The following is a 19,306-nucleotide window of genomic DNA, read 5'->3' as shown; positions in this document are numbered from 1 at the left end:
CAAACCAATCCTGATGACGGTTTAGCACCGAAACCTTAACCAAACACACTTCACCATGAAAAATGTACTCGTCCTATTTGCCGCTGCAGCACTCTTGCTGCTGCCCTGTTCTCTCATTGCTCAAACCACGGTATCTTCCGATATGACGGTAGAGGAAATCGTGTCCCAGATGTTGCTGGGCGAGGGAGTGGAGGCCTTTAACATCACCTACAACGGCCTTGATGGAAACCAGGTTGTTCCACGCGTGGGAACGTTTGAAGTGGTGGGCCCCTTATTTCCTATTGAAGAAGGCATGGTGATGACCACCAAAAATGTGGGAATCACGACATGCGGCTCAACCTCTGACGGATCCGGCAATGGATCTGATTCAGATTTGTTGCAACTACTCAATGGGAGTTCCACTTTATTCGATGTTACCGTGGTGGAATTTGATTTTATTCCTCAGGGCGACTCGATTGAATTCAATTTCATTTTTGCATCGCGCGAGTACCACAGCTTTGTGTGCAGCGCGTTCAACGATGTTTTTGGTTTCTTCCTCAGTGGCCCGGGCATTCAAGGGCCTTTTTCCAATAACGCCGAAAATATTGCAACACTAAATGACGGAAGCCCTGTTGCCATCAACTCTGTGAACAACGGTACACCTGCAGGGCAAGCTTGTACTTCACCCGGAACCGGCGAAACCTGTCCGTGCAATAATGAGTTTTTTGTTGATAATGGCGGGACGAACGGCACAGGCCTGGCATCAGATATTTGTTTTGGCGGGTTTACGGTGCCTCTGAGTGCTAAATCAGCCGTAGAATGCGGCAGCGTGTACCACATCAAGTTGGCCATATGCAACGTAGCGGATGGTATGTTGGATTCCGGGGTGTTTCTGAAAAAAGGAAGCTTTGCTACGATTCCAGACCCAAACTTTGTACAGTGCTCAAATCCAGATGCATGCAACTACAATCCAGATGCCATCTGCGACTACGAATGTATTTACGCAGGATGTACAGACCCTGCGGCTTGCAACTTCAACCCCGATGCTGGTTGCGACGATGGTTCATGCATCTACACCGGCGACGTGAGCATCAGCGGGCACGTCTATTTTGATATCAACGGCAACGGTGAGTACGATACCGCTACCGGCTTCACAGAGCCCACACTCGGCAACTGGGAAATAGAAATCATGCCGCTCGGGCTTTCAGTTTTTACCGACGCCAACGGATATTACAGTTTCACCTACCCCACGGGAGACGCACAAACCATGAGCCTGGTCAACAACGGAACCGACTTTGAACCCTTGCCCAACTCGGTGAATGTGCCCATTTACGCCCCCGATTGCAACGGCATCATCAATCTGGGTGTGAGCAGCACTGAACCTATATTTGATATTCAGACCTTTATGTGGAATCCAATTCTGCACTGCACCAATGGGTTCAATCCGGGATTGATGATTACCAACATTGGCACCGATTCACTCAATGGTACCCTGACTCTCACGCTTGACAATGCGCTCACACCTACTCTCAATGCCCATTTTCCCGGACCTGCGCCCAGCTCCATCGACGGACAAACCATCACCTGGGATGTTACCGGGCATCCTGTTGGTCAACTACTGCTATACAACGGTTTTATTGAAGGGCCCGGCGTTGATTACGTGGGGCAAACGCTTTCCATCACCTATGAGCTGACCTTGCAGGATGACGGAGGCATGGAAGTATTCAACGATACATGGGAGCAGGAATACCAGGTAATGTGTGCCTATGACCCCAACGACAAACTCTCTGACCCCGTGGGATATGCCGAACCCCATTTTATCCTTGCAGGAGAAATCATCGAGTACACCGTGCGCTTTCAGAATACCGGAAACTTCCCGGCTGAAACCGTGCTGGTAGTGGATGAGCTCGACGCGGAGCGTTTTGACCTCGGTACCTTTACACCGTTGATGTCGTCGCACAATATGATTGCATCCATTCGCCACGAAGACGGGGTGGCGGAGTTTCTCTTTCCTGAAATCTATCTTCCTGACAGCACCACCAACGAGCCGGAAAGCCATGGATTTTTGAAGTTCAGCGTTCAAACACTGGCCGATGTACCTGTGGGAGATGTCATCAACAATACGGCAGCCATTTACTTTGATGAAAATCCGCCCATTATTACCAACACCACCTGGCACACTATCTTTTCGTGCGACGGACTGGCGGCTTTCAGCGCATTGGACAACGCCTGTGCCGGGCAACCGCTCACACTGGCATCCGACATGGATTACATCGAGGAGTACACCTGGACTGTAAACGATAATCTGGCGGGTACCGAAAGTGAACTGGAATTTATTCCCGAGGCCGGAGAAATCACCATTACGCTCGAAGTATCCAATCCGCTTTGTGAGGTAAGCCAAACACTTGTGCTGAACCTGCCCGAAGCCCCCACCGGAGAGATTGTGCAGGAAGGAGATATGCTTACTGCGCCCGATGGCGATAACTGGCAGTGGCTGCTCAACGGAGAAGCCATCGAGGGAGCCAACCAACAGGAACTGGATGTAACCGAATCGGGCTTATACACCGTGCTTGTGGGCTACGGCGATGGTTGTGCCATGCCTTTTGACGTGAATATCATTACCAGCGTCATGAGCGCCTCACAGCCCGAAATTGCGGTGTACCCCAACCCTACCGATGGCATGGCTACGATTGAGTTGGGCAATCGCTTCTGGAATGTTGATATCCTGGATATCAACGGACGCATGGTTGCTCAATGGGAACGCGTAACCGACCGCCTGTTCCTGGACAAGCAGCAACTCGGTGCCGGCACCTACCTGATTCGTGTTTCCAACGAACAGGGCGAGGAGCAGGTGTTGAGGTTGGTGGTTAGATGATGTGGTAATGTGATGGTTGGATAATGAGCCAGTGAGCCGATTAGACAATTAGACAATGAAACGCCAACCGCGTTCTGATTACGTGCGCAACTCTATTTCTTGCCGATCGCAGAATGTTGCTCGTACAAACCTGGACACCAATCAGCACCGCCATCCTGTCCACTCTGAGCCCAGACGAAGAGTCTCAGCGCACGGAATTAGCTATGAGGTGATTGGATGATGTGATAATTCCTTCTTCAAGCGGACGGTGTTCGGTAAACAAATCTGCCCCCAGCGGAAGAGTTCATGAGCCGACGTGTGGATACCGTAAGCAATACAATCTTACATTTGCCTGAGACATGAGCACTTCTTCAGCAACCCGTTTGTATCTGGTTCCAACGCCCATCGGCAACCTCGGAGACATCACCCTGCGGGCACTTGAGGTGCTGAAATCGGTGGATATCATTCTGGCAGAAGACACGCGCACCTCCTCTAAATTACTCAAGCATTACGGAGTAACAACACCTGTGATGGCCTACCACATGCACAACGAGCACAAGATCACCTCGCGACTCGTAGAGCGAATGTCGGGAGGCGAAGTCTTTGCCCTGATTACCGACGCCGGAACGCCCGGCATTTCCGACCCCGGTTTTATGATACTGCGGGCCTGTGCCGAAGCAGCCGTTGTGGTTGAGTCCCTGCCCGGTGCCACCTCTATCATTCCGGCCCTTACACTATCAGCATTGCCCACTGACCGCTTTTGTTTTGAGGGTTTTCTGCCCCCCAAAAAAGGACGGAAAACACGTCTGGAAAGCCTCGCCCTCGAAGAGCGAACCATGGTTTTCCTGGAATCGCCTCACAAATTGCTGAAAACCCTTGGCGATTTTGCTGCTACCTTTGGAGCAGAGCGCCCCATGTCTGTTTCCAGGGAAATTACCAAGCTGCACGAAGAAACCTACCGGGGAACCATCGCCGAAGTGCTAGCCTACTTTGAAGCCAAAGGTGTAAAAGGCGAATTTGTGCTGGTAGTGGGCGGTCATTCAAAAAACAAATCCAAACCTGTTCAGCAACCATGAAAGCTATTTTCCTTACCCAATATGGCGCCGCCGAAAAAGCATTTGAAATCCGCGAAACACCTGACCCCGAAATGAAAGACCGTCAGGTGACGGTAGCTGTAGAGGGCTTCGGGCTCAACTTTGCCGATGTAATGGCTCGCAACGGCTTGTACCGCGAAGCCCCGCCTCTGCCCTGTATCCTGGGCTACGAGGTGGTAGGCCGTGTGGAAAAAACAGGTGCCGATGTGGACCCGTCCTGGGTGGGAAAACGTGTTTTGGCCTTTACGCGTTTTGGCGGATACGCCGAAAAAGTGGTAACTGATCACCGCGGGCTGGTGCCCATTCCTGATGAGCTGGATATTGACCGGGCAACCACACTCGGAACCCAGTACGCAACGGCATACTATGCGATTATGCATTGCCGCGAACTGCTTCCGGGAGACACAGTGCTTGTGCACGCCGCAGCGGGTGGAGTGGGATTGGCGCTGGTTCAATTGGCCAGGCACTTTGGCTGCAAAGTCATTGGAACTGCGGGCTCACCCGAAAAAATCGAGTTTCTCAAAAAACAAGGCGTGGATTGTGCAATCAATTACCGTGCGGAGGACTATGCTGTTGCGATGGCCAAATGGCTGAACGGAACTCGTCTCTCGGCTACTTTCAATGCGTTGGCCGGCAGCACCATAAAAAAAGATTACAATTTACTCGGCTCAGGCGGAACCTTGGTGTGCTTTGGTGCGGCAACCCGCATGGGTAGCAAAGGAGGTGTATTTGCCAACCTAAAATTGTTGTTGCAAACCGGGTTTTACAGTCCGCTGTTTATGATGATGAAATCCAAATCTGTGGTGGGTGTGAATATGCTCAAGTTGGCCGACAACCGCCCGGATGTGGTGCAGCATTGCCTGAACCGCGTAATGGAACTTTATGTAGAGGGCGCGATCAATCCGGTATCCGGTCAAATTTTGCCCGCCGAAAAAATTGCAGACGCCCATCGGGCACTCGAAGGCCGTTCGTCGATTGGGAAGGTAGCAGTGCGGTGGTAGTCCGTGAACATTCCCCCCTCTTAAGTTGCTATCTTTGTAGCGTAAAAAGTACTCTATTTGAAAAGCTGGATACCACGTAACGGAAAGCCTTACATCATCAGCGGCCCCTGCAGCGCCGAGAGCGAAGAGCAAATGCTCACCATTGCCCGCGAGCTTCAAAACAGCGGAGTGATTCAGGCTTTTCGTGCAGGAGTATGGAAACCCCGAACGCGACCCAACGCCTTTGAAGGCCACGGAGCCATCGCGCTCGAGTGGTTGGCTACCGTAAAGCGCGAAACCGGCTTGCAAACCGCCACCGAAGTAGCCAACGGCCAGCACGTAGAAGCCGCGCTCAAAGCAGGTGTAGATGTGTTGTGGGTTGGCGCCCGCACCACCGTAAATCCCTTTTCGGTACAGGAAATTGCCGATGCCCTGAATGGGGTAAAGATACCGGTGATGGTGAAGAACCCCATCAACCCCGATTTGCAACTGTGGATTGGTGCACTGGAGCGCATCGCCGCTGCGGGTATAGAAGAAATTGCAGCCATTCACCGCGGGTTTTCGTGGTTTGAGAAAACGCCTTTTCGCAACGACCCCAAATGGGAGTTTCCCATAGAATTAAAGCGCTTGTTTCCCGACCTGGAAGTTCTTTGCGATCCGAGCCATATTGCGGGCTCGCGCGATTTGCTGCAGATGATTGCCCAAAAGGCCCTGGACCTCAACTTTTCGGGACTGATGATTGAAAGTCATCACGACCCCGACAATGCCCTGAGCGACGCAAAACAGCAAATTACGCCCTTAACGCTCATAGAAATGCTGGGCAAATTGCAAATCCGGTATGCAACATCCGAGGATGCTTTTTTCCTGAATCGTCTTGAGCAATTACGTGACTCTATTGATCAGATAGACGAAGAGCTGATGCAGAAACTCGCCGCCCGCATGGCTCTGGTAGAAGAAATCGGCGAGTACAAACGCGACAACCACGTCACCATTTACCAGGTAGAACGCTGGAGGGAAATTTTGCGAACGCGGTTGGAGTGGTCGGAAGCCCTTGGCCTGGATGCAGGTTTTATCCGCGAACTTTTGCAGTCATTGCACAAAGCATCTATCGTGCGGCAGACGGAGGTGATGAACAGATCTGAGGCAAGTAAAAGATAAAGTAAACAGGGCGATCTACAGAGGCGCCCGCCATTACTGCAACCGTTTGGTAGTTTACAAATGGCTACAAAAAAAAGCCGCCCAAGTGGAGGCGGCTTGTGTTATAATAAGTTGTTAATCGCTTAATTGTAGTTGATTCCGAACGTGATGTTTTGCGCTCCGGTGGTGCCACCGGTTACAATATCCACATTGTTGAGCTGAACCATATTGATGACCCCTTCTATGCGGTTTGGTCCTGATTCAGGTACGGCATTTTTGAAGGTAATTTCCATTTCGCTTCCGGCCAATTCGACCGATTGGAAAACCGTTCCACCAAAATTGATGTGCTCTACCGAAGGGGAGAGTTGATAAATCTGAATGTCGGCCGTGGCAAACATCTCCAGGTTGAGCGGTACCTTGATGCGCAGCGTTCGTGTTTGCCCACCGGCTGTTTGGGTAGCGCTGAAGATCAGATCGAAACCTGCCTGTTGCACCTGAAAGTTCTCACCAATAAAGGCAAATGTTCCCACTGTAGTGGCATTCAGGTACATTTCGCAATCATCGCAGAACGGGCCACCACAATCTACCGCGGTTTCTCCCTGATTTAATATGCCATCGTTACAGGTAGGGCATTGCGGACATGTTCCTCCTGCGTAATCGGGGTAGTTACCTATCACGCAGTCCACTCCTGCTTCAGGCCCGTTTTGCACACCATCATCACAGGTTGGGCATACATTGGGACATGGCCCACCGCAGTCAATCCATTCTTCGCCTTGATTTTGAACACCGTCATTACAACTGGGTGGAGGGCAAATAGTTGGGCAGGGGCCGCCGCAATCAATTCCGGTTTCACCCTGATTTTGAATACCGTCAAAACAAGTTGCGTCGGGACACTGATTCGGGCAAACGCCACCGCAATCAATACCTGTTTCATTTTGGTTCTGAATACCGTCAAAACAGGTTGGTGTGGGACATGGCGGGCAGTCAGGACCACCGCAATCCACACCGGTTTCAAGCCCGTTCCATACACCGTCAAAGCAGGTGGGCGGAGGGCATGGCGGACAGTTGGAACCTCCACAGTCAATCCCTTCCTCGTCGCCGTTTTGAATGCCATCTTCGCAAGAAGGTGGGCAGAAATTGGTACACGGGAAACCACAGTCCACACCTTGCTCCATAACGAACATATTGAGCGCAGGCACCCAAACTTCATTTTGGATTCCGTCATCACACGTTCCACAGGGCGGACAGTTGGGGCCACCGCAGTCGGGTGCTTCTTCGTCCTGGTTCTGAATTCCGTCATCGCAGGTAGGTGGACATGGCGGGCAGTTAGGTCCTCCACAATCTACGCGTTCTTCTTCCTGGTTTAAAATTTCATCAAAGCATGTGGCTTTAACCTCATTGTCTTTGTGATTACAGGAGTACGCGGAAATCAACCCAATAAATGCCAAAGCAATCATCAGGCTTTTCGACAGTTTCTTCAGTCGCATTTCAATCATTTTTTCTAGCTATCATGGCGTTCGCAGCCGGTGAAGATACAACAATTTCCATTTGGATGTTCGGGTGTGATGACGGAAAAAATTGATGCGGGTTGTTTTCTCTGGACAGATAAATCGTACTAAACTAATTTTTCTCCCCTGTGGGGCCGAAGCGCATCGCGTGTGGTAATCATTTCGATTTCAGCAACCGTAATCCATGCAATCCAGTGCCTCGGCGCGAGTTCATCGCATCCGGTTGCGCTGTGGTTCATACCGTTCCGATCTCGATATTGCGCAAGGTGTTTTTCATGATGTACGGCTAGCCCTTCGGCATCCGGCCCACGAAAATCCCAAATAAGCTTGATATTGGCCGAGGTACTCATCAGGCAGCGGGTGTTTGGCGAAGTGTTTCAAGCAGGAATTTCCAGAATTTCTGCACGGAAGAAACCTGCACTTTCTCGTCGGGCGAGTGCGCACCACGTATATTGGGCCCAAACGAAATCATTTCCATATCGGGGTAATTCGCACCCAGAATACCGCATTCCAGTCCGGCATGGCACACATTTACATAGGGTTCGCTCTGGAAGATTTCACGGTAAAGTTCCGCCATTACTCGTGTAATGGCCGCATTGGTTTTGGGCGCCCAGCCGGGGTAATCCCCAGAAAAGGTCACCTCGGCACCGGTGCATTCCAATGCTGACTGGATGGATTGGGCCAGATCGAGTTTCTCAGAATCCACCGAACTTCGTGTCAGGCACTGAATGCTGAAGCTGCCATCTTCCGCGAGCATGCGCGCAAGGTTGTTCGATGTCTGAACGAGGTTTTCCACGCCCGGGCTCATGCGGTAAATCCCGTTGTGACACGCGTAGATGGCGCGAATCCATTGCTTTTGAAATGAAGCATCCATCGCCTTTGGCGGACGGGTGGCAGGCTCCAAAAGAATTTTTGCCGCCGGGTCGGTGAGATTGAGTTCTGAGATGATGTGGCAGGAGATATCGGCAACGGCCTGCTCAAATTTTTGGGTATGATGTGGGGCCAACGCCAATACCGCTTTTGCCTCGCGAGGAATAGCGTTGCGCAATCCGCCGCCGTCCACTTCGGAAATATGCAATTCGATATGGGCGCCCGCGTGATGCAAGATTCTGTTGAGCAGTTTATTGGCATTCCCAAGGCCTTTGTGAATGTCCATGCCGGAATGCCCACCACTCAGCCCCTTCACGGTGAGGGTGTAACCCACGTAATTTTCCGGAACTTCCACTTCGCGGTAGCTACCCGTTGCCGTAACGTCAACTCCTCCGGCACAGCCGATGGTGAGCTCGTCGTCGTCTTCGGTATCGAGGTTGAGCATGATACTCGCGTTGAGCAATCCGCCTTTCAGCCCCATAGCGCCGGTCATACCGGTTTCCTCGTCAATGGTAAAAAGCGCTTCAAGGGGTGGGTGAGATATATCGGTGGATGAAAGAACGGCCATAATTGCGGCTACCCCCAAACCGTTATCTGCACCGAGGGTGGTGCCGTTGGCTCTCACCCAATCGCCATCCACAAACATTTCGATGCCCTGTGTGTCGAAGTCAAAAACGGTATCGTTGTTTTTCTGGTGCACCATGTCGAGGTGGCTTTGCAACACCACCGTTTGCCGGTTTTCCATGCCTGATGTAGCAGGTTTTTTGATGATTACGTTGCCCACTTCGTCCACAAGGGTTTCCAGATTGAGGCGCTTGCCAAAATCAACCATGAACTGAATCACGCGCTCTTCTTTTTTAGAAGGCCGTGGAACCGCGTTCAGATCGGCAAAGTGATTCCACAGAGATGAGGGTTGAAGGTTCCTAATGTTATTGCTCATGCGATGGGGTTGATGGTTTTTGCGGGCCGCTTTACACCGGCAGCCCGTTGAATGCTATGAAACTTCTAGTTGATTACACCCAGTTCCTTTCCGACTTTTTCAAACGCGGCGATGGTTTTATCAAGATGTTCCTGCGAGTGGGCCGCAGAAAGCTGCACGCGGATGCGCGCTTTTTCTTTGGGCACCACGGGGTAGAAAAACCCGATGACGTACACGCCTTCGTCAAGCAGTTTGTCGGCCATCACCTGCGAAAGTTTGGCATCGTACAACATTACAGGCACAATGGCTGAATCGCCGGGTACTATGTCGAATCCGAGTTTTGACATTCCCTCTTTGAAGTAGTTCGTATTCCACTCCAGCCTGTCGCGCAGTTCAGTGCTCTCGTCTAACAAATCCATCACCTTGATGGATGCCGCCACGATGGAGGGTGCCAAGGAGTTGGAAAACAAATAAGGACGTGAGCGCTGACGCAGCAGTTCAATAATTTCTTTACGTCCTGTGGTGTAGCCTCCCATGGCTCCACCCAGGGCTTTACCGAGGGTTCCGGTTACAATATCCACGCGGCCCATCACATCGCAGTGTTCAATGGACCCTCTTCCGGTTTTGCCGAGAAAACCCGCTGCGTGGCATTCGTCAACCATTACCATGGCGTCATATTTGTCTGCCAAATCGCAGATGCCCTTCAGGTTGGCCACAATGCCGTCCATAGAGAACACTCCGTCGGTAACAATGAGCTTAAAGCGGTGCCCGGCATCCTGCGCAGCCTTTAGCTGGGCCTCGAGGTCGGCCATGTTGTTGTTTTTGTAACGGTAGCGAGCCGCTTTGCACAGGCGCACGCCATCAATGATGGAAGCATGGTTCAACTCGTCTGAAATGATGCAGTCCAGATCGTTGAGCAGGGGTTCAAACACCCCCCCATTGGCGTCAAAGCAGGCAGCGTAGAGAATGGTGTCTTCTGTTCCGGTGAATTTTGCGATTTTGGCCTCGAGCTCTTTGTGAATATCCTGCGTTCCGCAAATAAACCGCACCGACGACATTCCAAATCCGTGGGTCTCGAGTCCTTTTTTGGCAGCGGCTACCACTTCGGGGTGCGACGAAAGTCCAAGGTAGTTGTTCGCGCAGAAGTTCAAGACTTTTTTCCCGGAATCGAGGGTGATTTCGGCTCCCTGCTCACTGGTAATGATTCTTTCGCGCTTAAAAAGCCCGGCTTCTTCGATGGATTTCAGTTCGTTCTGAAGGTGATCTTTGATTTTTCCGTACATAAATTTGGTGGTGATTTTTTGGGAAAGCGAAAGTAGCAAATTATTGTGGGTTTTGATGGTGCGTTGCACTGTGATTGGCGTGGAGGGAGTGAAAAGTTGGTTGGTGAAAAGTGGAAGGGGACGCTCAGTTAAGTGTGTCATTTTATTATACTCCTATACTTTTTGCATGAGTGACGGCCAAGACACCGAAGGTCAATAAATTCAACAGTCCGTCAATCAGGATTTAAAGATTTTATTGTACACTTGGTCAATGAAACTCCTCAAACATATTTTGCGCCCGGCTTTTGTCACTGTTGGTTTTTCGCTAATACTGCTTCACACACCACCGGCTTTCACGCAAAATCTTGATAGTTTGTACAGTGTATGGGAAGATACCTCCCAACCCGATTCCGTCCGGGTACAAGCCTACAAGACCTACATATGGAATGGTTACCTTTTTTCCAACCCAGATAGTGTACATATTTTAACAGAAGCTATGCACGCTTTTGCCAAAGAGCGCAATTACCCAATAGCTTCCAACCAGGCGTACACATTGCAAGGAATTGCTCATGAAATGAAAGGCGATTTCACCAGGGCGCTGGAATCTCTGGAAAAGTCGATTGCCGGAAATGAAAAAATTGGAAATAAATGGGGCATTTCAGAAGCAGAGATTGCGGTTGGCGTACTTTTCGAAGAACAGGGCAATTATCCGAAGGCATTAGAACATTACAACAAAGCTTTGGCCATTGACGAAGAAATTGGAAACAAAGAGGGCATGGCCATGAGCCTGAACAATATTGGCAATATATATCATTCTCAGAAAAATGACCTCCTCGCGCTGGAATACTACAAACAGGCACTGGCGATTGATGAAGAACTCGGGATTAAGCAAGGTATAGCTGTAGAGTTGGGCAATATTGGCCGTATTTATCAAGAACAAGGTAAGACTGCTGAAGCCCTGGCATACTATGAAAGAGGGTTAGAAATAAACGAGGAGATTGGCGACATGTATGGCGTGGGCACATCATTGAGAAGTATAGGCCACCTTTACATACAACTGGAAAACTACCCGCTTGCATTAGAGAACTATGAAAAAGCCCTGGCGACGCTTGAAGAAGTTGGAATGCAACACGAAATTGCCAGTACCCAGACCAATCTTGGGAACTATTACCTTGGTCAAGGCAATATCCAACTCGCTTTGGACTATTGTAAAAAGAGTCTTGCCCTCTCCGAAGAAACCGGATCTTTACAAGCACAAAACCGGGCTTGCTATTGTCTTTACCGTGCGTACAAAGCAATGGGAAACACCAGTAAAGCGCTGGAATATCATGAACAAATGATTATTACCAGAGACAGCATTTACAGCGCAGAAAATACCAGGAAGCTCACTCGTATTCATATGCAGTACGAATTCGACAAGAAAGAAGCCGCCACCATTGCCGAGCAGGAGAAGCGAGAGGCCATTGCCCAGCAGAAGCTGCAACGACAAAAATTGGTGCGCAATGGTTTTATGGGCGGTTTTGCTGTGGTGCTGCTGTTTGCCGGAGTGTTTCTTGTACAACGCAACCGAATAGGCAAAGAAAAAGAACGCAGTGAGGAACTGCTGCTCAACATTCTTCCGGAAGAAACCGCTCAGGAGCTCAAGGAGAAAGGCCATTCAGAAGCTCAGCTCATCGAAAAGGTCACGGTGCTTTTTACAGATTTCAAAGGATTTACTGCCATGAGCGAGCAATTGAGCCCGAAAGAATTGGTGAAAGATCTGCACGAGTGTTTTTCATTATTCGACAACATTTGCGACAAATACGGCATCGAAAAAATCAAAACCATTGGAGACGCCTACATGGCCGCCGGCGGATTGCCTACTCCCAACAACACACATGCACAGGACGTGGTCAATGCCGCGCTGGAAATGGCCGAAGTGGTGGAGAAAGGCAAGGCGAAGAAAATAGCGGAGGGGCTTCCGTTCTTCGAAATCCGCATCGGAGTACATACTGGCCCGGTGGTGGCGGGAATTGTGGGTATTAAGAAATTCCAATACGACATCTGGGGAGATACGGTGAATACGGCATCCAGGATGGAAAGCAGCGGTGAAGTTGGGAGGGTGAATGTATCTGAGAGCACTTTTGAGTTGGTGAAAGACGAATTCACATTCGAAGAAAGAGGCGAAATCCAAGCCAAGGGAAAAGGGAAATTGAAGATGCTGTTTGTAGTTTCACGAAAGTGATAGGGCAAATAGTCCCGAAGTATTTTGGGGTGTTTTGTCAGTGAAAAGTTGTTGAGTGAAGAGTGCAGAGTGAGATACATGCTTAGCGGCGGGTTGTTTTAAGGTTTAGCAAAGTTCACAGGGGAATTTTTGGTCTATGTTTCACTCAGGAATTAACCTGTGAATGGATGAAAAAGCGGTTTCGAAGGCCGAAATTCATAAATTGCACAACCGATTAATCTCTTGTGCCAATGAAAAATGCCTTGACCGTGTTGATTATTCTGCTTGCCGCACGGGTTTCAGGCAATGTAAACCCCGACAGCCTTTATGCTGTGTGGAGTAACGAAAGCCTTTCCGATTCCACGCGGTTGAAGGCAGTGCACAACCTGGCCTGGCATGGCTATCTCTTTTCCAAGCCTGATTCTGCTTTTTACTTCGCCCAAAAACAATTAGAGCTTGCAGAACTATCGGGCAACAATACACACAAAGCCGTAGCCCTGAATACCATGGGTGCATCATTTCAGGTTCGCGGGCAATACAAAAATGCCCTCGAGTACTACCACCTCACCTATCAAGCCGACTCGCTGAATAACGACCCGCGCGGCATGGCGGGCTCGCTTAACAACATCGGTTCAATTCTCAGTGCATTGGGCAAATACGAAGATGCGTTAACCCAATATGAGCGCAGTGTGTCCATACTCAGAGAGAGCGAAGAAATGAAAACACTTGCTTCCACCCTGCACAACATGGGCATGTTGAGCCATAACCGTGGTGATTATACGCAGGCATTGGAATACTATGCGCAGAGCATTGAGGTAAAAGAGCAAATTGGCGATAATCAGGGCATCGCAACCACATTGAACAACATTGGCAATACCTATAACTCGCGCGGAGACTATATCAATGCCCTGAGGTCGTTCAGAAAAGCCCTGAGGTACTACGATGCTTTGAACGATATGAGCAGCAAGGCCACTACCCTCAATAATATCGGCAATATTTTCCGGTACCAGAAAGACTACGAAAAGGCCAATGAGTACTATAACCGCAGTTTGTACCTATGCCGAGAAACACAAGATCAGCGTGGAATTTCTTTAGCGCTGTATGGCTTAGGTTCTTCTGCGCTAGAGCAGAAAATTTTTAATGCTGCAAGAGAGTATTTTCAGCAGAGCCTCGAAATTGATGAGGCGGCCGGGGATTTGCGAAACATGGCCTATTCACTTCACAACATAGGCAGCGTCTATGCCGAGGAAAAAATGCATCAGGAGGCCATTGGCTTTTTTGAGCGGAGCCTTGAAATTCAGCGGGAAATTTCAGACAAGAAGGGTGTTGTGAACTCGCTGGTTAGCATGGGTAAATCTCACAGCGCTTTGGGCGACATTAAGCAGGCGCTTAGACAGTGTCATGATGCCCTGGCGTTGGCCGAGGAAATGGACGCCATTTCATTCCAGAAGGATGCCTGCGAGTGCCTGTATCGCTCATACCGCGAAATAGGCAACAGTGCCCGGGCCTTGCTTTATTTCGAAAGACAATCTACTTTGTCCGATAGCTTACAAGCCGGAGAAACCATCCGGCAATTGGAGCGCATGGAGTTTGCCAACAGGCAGCTCGCCGACAGCCTGATGCGCGAAGAAGAAAAACTACGCGTGGAACTGGTCCATCAGCGTGAAGTGAGCAAGCAAACCCAAAACCGAAATATTGCCATTGCCTCAGGTATCTTTATGCTTTTTCTGGCCGGCGCGGCATTCAATCGGCTACAGTACGTGCGAAGGTCTAAGGCAGCTTTGCAGAAGGAAAAAGATCGCAGTGAGGAACTTCTGCTAAACATCCTACCTGAAGAAACCGCTGAGGAACTCAAAGAAAAAGGTTCGGCCGAAGCACAACTCATTGATTCTGTGACGGTATTGTTTACCGATTTCAAAGGCTTTACCCAATTATCAGAAGTATTAACACCCAAGGAGCTGGTCAAAGACCTCCACGACTGCTTTTCGGCTTTCGACCACATACTGGAAAAACATGGTATCGAAAAAATAAAAACCATTGGCGATGCCTACATGGCTGCAGGTGGACTGCCCACGCCCAATACCACCCATGCACAGGATGCGGTCAATGCCGCTCTCGAAATGGCCGAAGTGGTGCGCGTAGGCAAAATGAGAAAGATCGAACAAGGCCTCCCTTTCTTCGAAGTGCGGATCGGCATCCACAGCGGCCCGGTGGTGGCGGGTATTGTTGGAGTGAAGAAATTCCAGTACGATATCTGGGGCGATACGGTGAATACAGCCAGCCGCATGGAAAGCAGCGGCGAAGTGGGCAAGGTCAATATTTCCCAAAGCACCTACGAACGTTTGAAAGATGCTGCTTCGGCTTCGCGCAACGCAGGCCCTGAATTCACTTTTGTCAATAGGGGCAAGATTGCAGCCAAAGGCAAAGGAGAAATAATGATGTATTTTGTGCAGCTAAAATGAGCAGCACCACTCAACAAAAGGTCTCATCTGCGATGTCCGAATGCCATTCAAATCATAGACATGCTCACTTCCTGATCAAGGTTGGCATCTTTGTCGCTATCCTTCTTAATAACATGGGCGCTACTGCGCAGGAGGGCAAGGCTGATCATCGGGCATTGGCATGGGCCGACAGCGTTTATCAGGCGCAGCTCAATCAGGCCATCGCCGAGCCAACCAAAACCTTGCCCGTGCTGGATTCAGTGCTGACCGTCTTCACGCAGTCAAAGGACCTGTGTCGCGCCAGCCACATCCACTCCTGGCGGAGCCATTGCTTCGAATTCACCGGGCAAACCGACTCCGCCGTCGCGGTTGCTCAGCGCGCCCTGCAGTTGTTTCACCCGGGTTGCGACAGCCTGGTGCTGATGTCCATCCATGTAACCCTCAGCAATGCATGGTTGGCCCTGGGCGAATACATGAAGGTGCAGCAACTTACAGAAACATCGCTGCGGAACTGGAACGAAAAATGGCCCTATTCCATCACGCGCAATGGGCTGTACACCAACCGGGCCATCGCGCTTGCATACCAGGACGACCTGGATGGGGCCTTGCAGGCCTTCCGCGATGTGCTCGCCAATGCCCGAAAAGAAGGAGTGGTATCCAACGAATTGAATGCGCTGCAGAACATGGTCGCACATTTTGGGTGGATGGGTATTCACAGTGAAGTACAGGCCTACCGCGACAGTGCGGAGCATTACCAGCAACGTGCGATGAACCTGGCCCGAAGCATCGATGACAAGAAGGCCTTGCTCCGGCTGTACGTCAACACGGCCATCCTGAACTCCGACTTGAAGAAGTATGAGAAAGCGTTGGTCTATTTGGATTCAGCCCAGGTGCTGGCAGATGCGTTGAAGAACCTTCGCCTCACTGTCAAAATCGCCGATGTGCGCAGCCAATGTCTCTTTCTGACAGGGAGGGCCGACAGTGCCTACAAGGTAATGCGGGTGCACAAGTCCCTGCAGGATACCCTGCTCAATACAGAGAAGGTGAAAGCCATCGCCGACATGCAGGAACGCTATGAGAGCGAGAAGAAGGCCAGGGAGATCCTTGGGCTGCGCGCCGATAAGCTACAGGGCGAGCTGGAGAAGAGCAAGGCGGAACGCACGCGCAACATCGTGCTCTCCCTGGGCTTCGTTGTGCTGCTGCTTGCCTTCGGGCTGTGGAGCCGCCTGCGCTACACACGGCGTTCACGCGCCATCGTCCAAAAAGAAAAGGACCGCAGCGATGCACTCCTGCTCAACATTCTCCCCGCCGAAGTGGCCGAAGAGCTGAAAGACAAAGGTGAGGCCGAAGCCCGCCTCATCGATGAGGTCACCGTGATCTTTACCGACTTCAAGGGCTTCACTGCCATGAGCGAATTGGTCACCCCCAAGCAATTGGTCAAGGACCTCCACGAGTGCTTCAGCGCCTTTGATCACATTTGCGCAAAGTACGGCCTGGAAAAGATCAAAACCATAGGCGATGCCTACATGGCAGCGGGCGGGCTGCCTACTCCAACAAATGATCACGCCGTGAAGGTGATTCGCGCAGCGCTTGAAATGCGGGATTTTGTAGAGGAAGGCAAACAGCGTAAAATCGCCAACAACCTACCCTATTTCGAAATCCGCATCGGCATCCACACTGGTCCGGTAGTAGCCGGAATTGTGGGCGTCAAAAAATTCCAGTACGACATCTGGGGCGATACGGTGAATACGGCATCCAGGATGGAATCGTCCGGCGAAGTGGGAAAGGTGAATATCAGTGAAGCGACATATGAGCTGGTAAAAGATGAGTTCAATTGTGAATTTCGGGGCGAGATTGAGGCGAAGGGTAAAGGGAAAATGAGGATGCTGTTTGTAAAATCACGAAAGTGATTAGACAAAAAACCCCTAAGTATTTCGGGGTATGTTGCGGGCAAGTTAAACTTTCTCTAAGCATGTTAGAATTGCTTAAATTGCAATCATTTCAGTAATATCGTAAGTATGTGTTTTCGGCATTTTTTGGGTTTCACCCTGGCTTTATTTTTCTCTTTTCAAGCACAATCGCAAAAAGATTCACTGCTCAATGTTTGGAATGACACCACTCTGCCCGACTCGCTCCGCCTGAATGCAGCACACAATCTCGTTTGGCGCGTTTACCTGAGGCAGGCTCCGGATACTGCGCGCTACTATGCCGAAGCACAATTGGAACTTGCCCAAAAACTCGGTTTGAAAAGGCAGGTTAGCAGCGCTTACAACAGTATTGGTGTCACCCATCACATGCAAGGGGATCTTGAAAAAGCAGTAGAGAATTATGAACTCAGCCTGGGCGTGGATATTGAACGCGCCCGCGCCACACCTAAAGACGCGAATACCATGATAGGTATTGCCACCTCGCAATCAAACGTGGGAATTATCTACCAGCAACTAGGTAATATTCCATTGGCGCTGGTAAATTATAAATCAGCCCTGCATCTGCTTGACAGCCTTGAAAAAACCGGCCAAGATGTAAATCTCAAAATAGCGGCTTTGCAAAACAGTCTGGGTTTGGCCAATGAAAACCAGCAGTCACTCCGGGAAGCACAAAAGTGGTATTTGCTTGCCATTGAGCGGTATGAAAAAGAAAAGCAGGGAAGTGAATTAGCCAATTCTCTTTCAAACCTCGGAAATGTAACCATTAGATTTTCTGATTTTTCAAAAGGAGACCAGCGAGACAGCCTATTGGCAGAAGGAATGGAACTACATGATAAAGCCCTTAAAATACGAAGGAAGATCAAGGACAAGAAAGGAGAAGCAAATGCGCTGAACAATATGGGCGCTTTGGCGATGAAGAAAGGAAACAGCAGTGATAATAGTGATGATCAACAGGCACTTTACAAATCTGCCGAAGATTATTTTTTGCAGGCTGCAGAACTGGCCGAAGAAGTACAGGACCGGGTGGAGCTTTCGGGCATTTATGCAAATCTGGCTGAGGTATATTTTCGCCAACAGCGCGATTACGAAGCCATGGAAATTGCCCGCAAGGCGCTTGAGTTAAGCAGTGAAATCGGACAAGCGGAATTTATGATGCGCGCATCGGAAAAGCTCTACTCTATATTAAAGAGACTGGGAAACCCGGAAGCTGCACTGGAGATGTATGAAATGTACAACACCCTGGCTGACAGCATTCGCAATGAGGAGAATACCCGCGCCTTGATGCAGCAACAGTACGAACATGAATTTGCTCAGAAAGAATCAGCTTTGATATTTGAGCAGGAAAAGCAAAATGCATTGGCCGCTGCAGAATTGAGGCGTAAAAACCTCGAGCGCAATGCTTTTATTGGCGGGTTTGGTTTGATGCTGCTGCTTGCTGTCGTGTTTTTTTCACAAAGACAACGAATTGCCAGAGAGAAGCAGCGAAGCGAAGAACTCCTGCTCAACATTTTGCCTGAAGAAACTGCACAGGAACTCAAAGAAAAAGGTTCGGCCGAAGCACAACTCATTGAATCTGTAACGGTATTGTTTACCGATTTTAAAGGCTTTACCCAATTATCAGAAGTATTAACACCCAAGGAGCTGGTCAAAGACCTCCACGAGTGCTTTTCGGCTTTCGACCACATACTGGAAAAACACGGTATCGAAAAAATTAAAACCATTGGCGATGCCTACATGGCAGCGGGCGGACTGCCTACTCCAACAAATGATCACGCCGTGAAGGTGATTCGCGCAGCGCTTGAAATGCGGGATTTTGTAGAGGAAGGCAAACAGCGTAAAATCGCCAACAACCTACCCTATTTCGAAATCCGCATCGGCATCCACACTGGTCCGGTAGTAGCCGGAATTGTGGGCGTCAAAAAATTCCAGTACGACATCTGGGGCGATACGGTGAATACGGCATCCAGGATGGAATCGTCCGGCGAAGTGGGAAAGGTGAATATCAGTGAAGCGACATATGAGCTGGTAAAAGATGAGTTCAATTGTGAACTTCGGGGCGAGATTGAGGCAAAGGGTAAAGGGAAAATGAGGATGCTGTTTGTAGAATCGAGAAAGTGATTGGATAAAAAGT

Annotated in this window: 11 protein-coding genes and 1 pseudogene; 8 read left to right on the top strand and 4 right to left on the bottom strand. The window is 50.0% G+C overall.

Translation table 11 applies throughout. The features are described 5' to 3' along the window. Positions 1-55: 55 nt before the first annotated feature. From EA392_13850 to EA392_13835, 4 genes and pseudogenes are all read left to right on the top strand, one after another. On the top strand, positions 56-2,854 hold the full coding sequence (locus EA392_13850) for a T9SS C-terminal target domain-containing protein (protein TVR37013.1): 2,799 nt from the start codon (positions 56-58) through the stop codon (positions 2,852-2,854). 338 nt (positions 2,855-3,192) lie between these two features. Continuing rightward, positions 3,193-3,909, top strand: a complete 717-nt coding sequence (rsmI, locus tag EA392_13845) for a 16S rRNA (cytidine(1402)-2'-O)-methyltransferase (protein TVR37012.1) — start codon at positions 3,193-3,195, stop codon at positions 3,907-3,909. Next, entirely contained in the window at positions 3,906-4,928 is a 1,023-nt protein-coding gene (locus tag EA392_13840) for an alcohol dehydrogenase (protein ID TVR37011.1), read from the top strand. The genes rsmI and EA392_13840 overlap by 4 nt, the downstream gene beginning before the upstream one ends. Before the next feature lie 57 nt (positions 4,929-4,985). Then, positions 4,986-6,065 (top strand): annotated as a pseudogene (locus EA392_13835) (3-deoxy-7-phosphoheptulonate synthase). A 122-nt stretch (positions 6,066-6,187) separates the two neighbouring features. Here EA392_13835 and EA392_13830 read toward each other — a convergent pair. The 4 genes from EA392_13830 to kbl all read right to left on the bottom strand — a co-directional run bounded on the left by EA392_13830 (position 6,188) and on the right by kbl (position 10,624). Beyond that, positions 6,188-7,540 carry a hypothetical protein gene (locus EA392_13830; GenBank protein ID TVR37010.1) on the bottom strand — a complete coding sequence of 451 codons (1,353 nt, stop codon included), beginning with the start codon at positions 7,538-7,540 and terminating at the stop codon, positions 6,188-6,190. Positions 7,541-7,659: 119 nt separating this feature from the next. Further along, entirely contained in the window at positions 7,660-7,902 is a 243-nt protein-coding gene (locus tag EA392_13825; protein ID TVR37009.1) for a hypothetical protein, read from the bottom strand. Continuing rightward, positions 7,902-9,362, bottom strand: coding sequence for an aminoacyl-histidine dipeptidase (locus EA392_13820; protein ID TVR37008.1), 1,461 nt, complete (start codon positions 9,360-9,362; stop codon positions 7,902-7,904). The genes EA392_13825 and EA392_13820 overlap by 1 nt, the downstream gene beginning before the upstream one ends. Positions 9,363-9,427: 65 nt before the next feature. Beyond that, positions 9,428-10,624, bottom strand: coding sequence for a glycine C-acetyltransferase (gene kbl / locus EA392_13815; protein ID TVR37014.1), 1,197 nt, complete (start codon positions 10,622-10,624; stop codon positions 9,428-9,430). A gap of 250 nt (positions 10,625-10,874) precedes the next feature. On the opposite strand from kbl, the gene EA392_13810 reads away from it, so the two are divergent. The 4 genes from EA392_13810 to EA392_13795 all read left to right on the top strand — a co-directional run bounded on the left by EA392_13810 (position 10,875) and on the right by EA392_13795 (position 19,293). After that, positions 10,875-12,827, top strand: a complete 1,953-nt coding sequence (locus EA392_13810; GenBank protein ID TVR37007.1) for a tetratricopeptide repeat protein — start codon at positions 10,875-10,877, stop codon at positions 12,825-12,827. 230 nt (positions 12,828-13,057) lie between these two features. Further along, positions 13,058-15,268 carry a hypothetical protein gene (locus EA392_13805; protein ID TVR37006.1) on the top strand — a complete coding sequence of 737 codons (2,211 nt, stop codon included), beginning with the start codon at positions 13,058-13,060 and terminating at the stop codon, positions 15,266-15,268. Beyond that, positions 15,265-17,157, top strand: coding sequence for a hypothetical protein (locus EA392_13800; GenBank protein ID TVR37005.1), 1,893 nt, complete (start codon positions 15,265-15,267; stop codon positions 17,155-17,157). Before EA392_13805 ends, EA392_13800 begins: the two co-directional genes overlap by 4 nt. A gap of 108 nt (positions 17,158-17,265) precedes the next feature. Next, entirely contained in the window at positions 17,266-19,293 is a 2,028-nt protein-coding gene (locus EA392_13795; GenBank protein TVR37004.1) for a hypothetical protein, read from the top strand. Positions 19,294-19,306: the final 13 nt, after the last annotated feature.

The organism is Cryomorphaceae bacterium (genome assembly GCA_007695365.1).
In the GTDB taxonomy this organism is placed as follows: Bacteria; Bacteroidota; Bacteroidia; order Flavobacteriales_D; family SKUL01; genus SKUL01.
The sequence above is the reverse complement of the archived record's forward strand: the minus strand, read 5'-3'. Positions and strand labels throughout refer to the sequence as shown.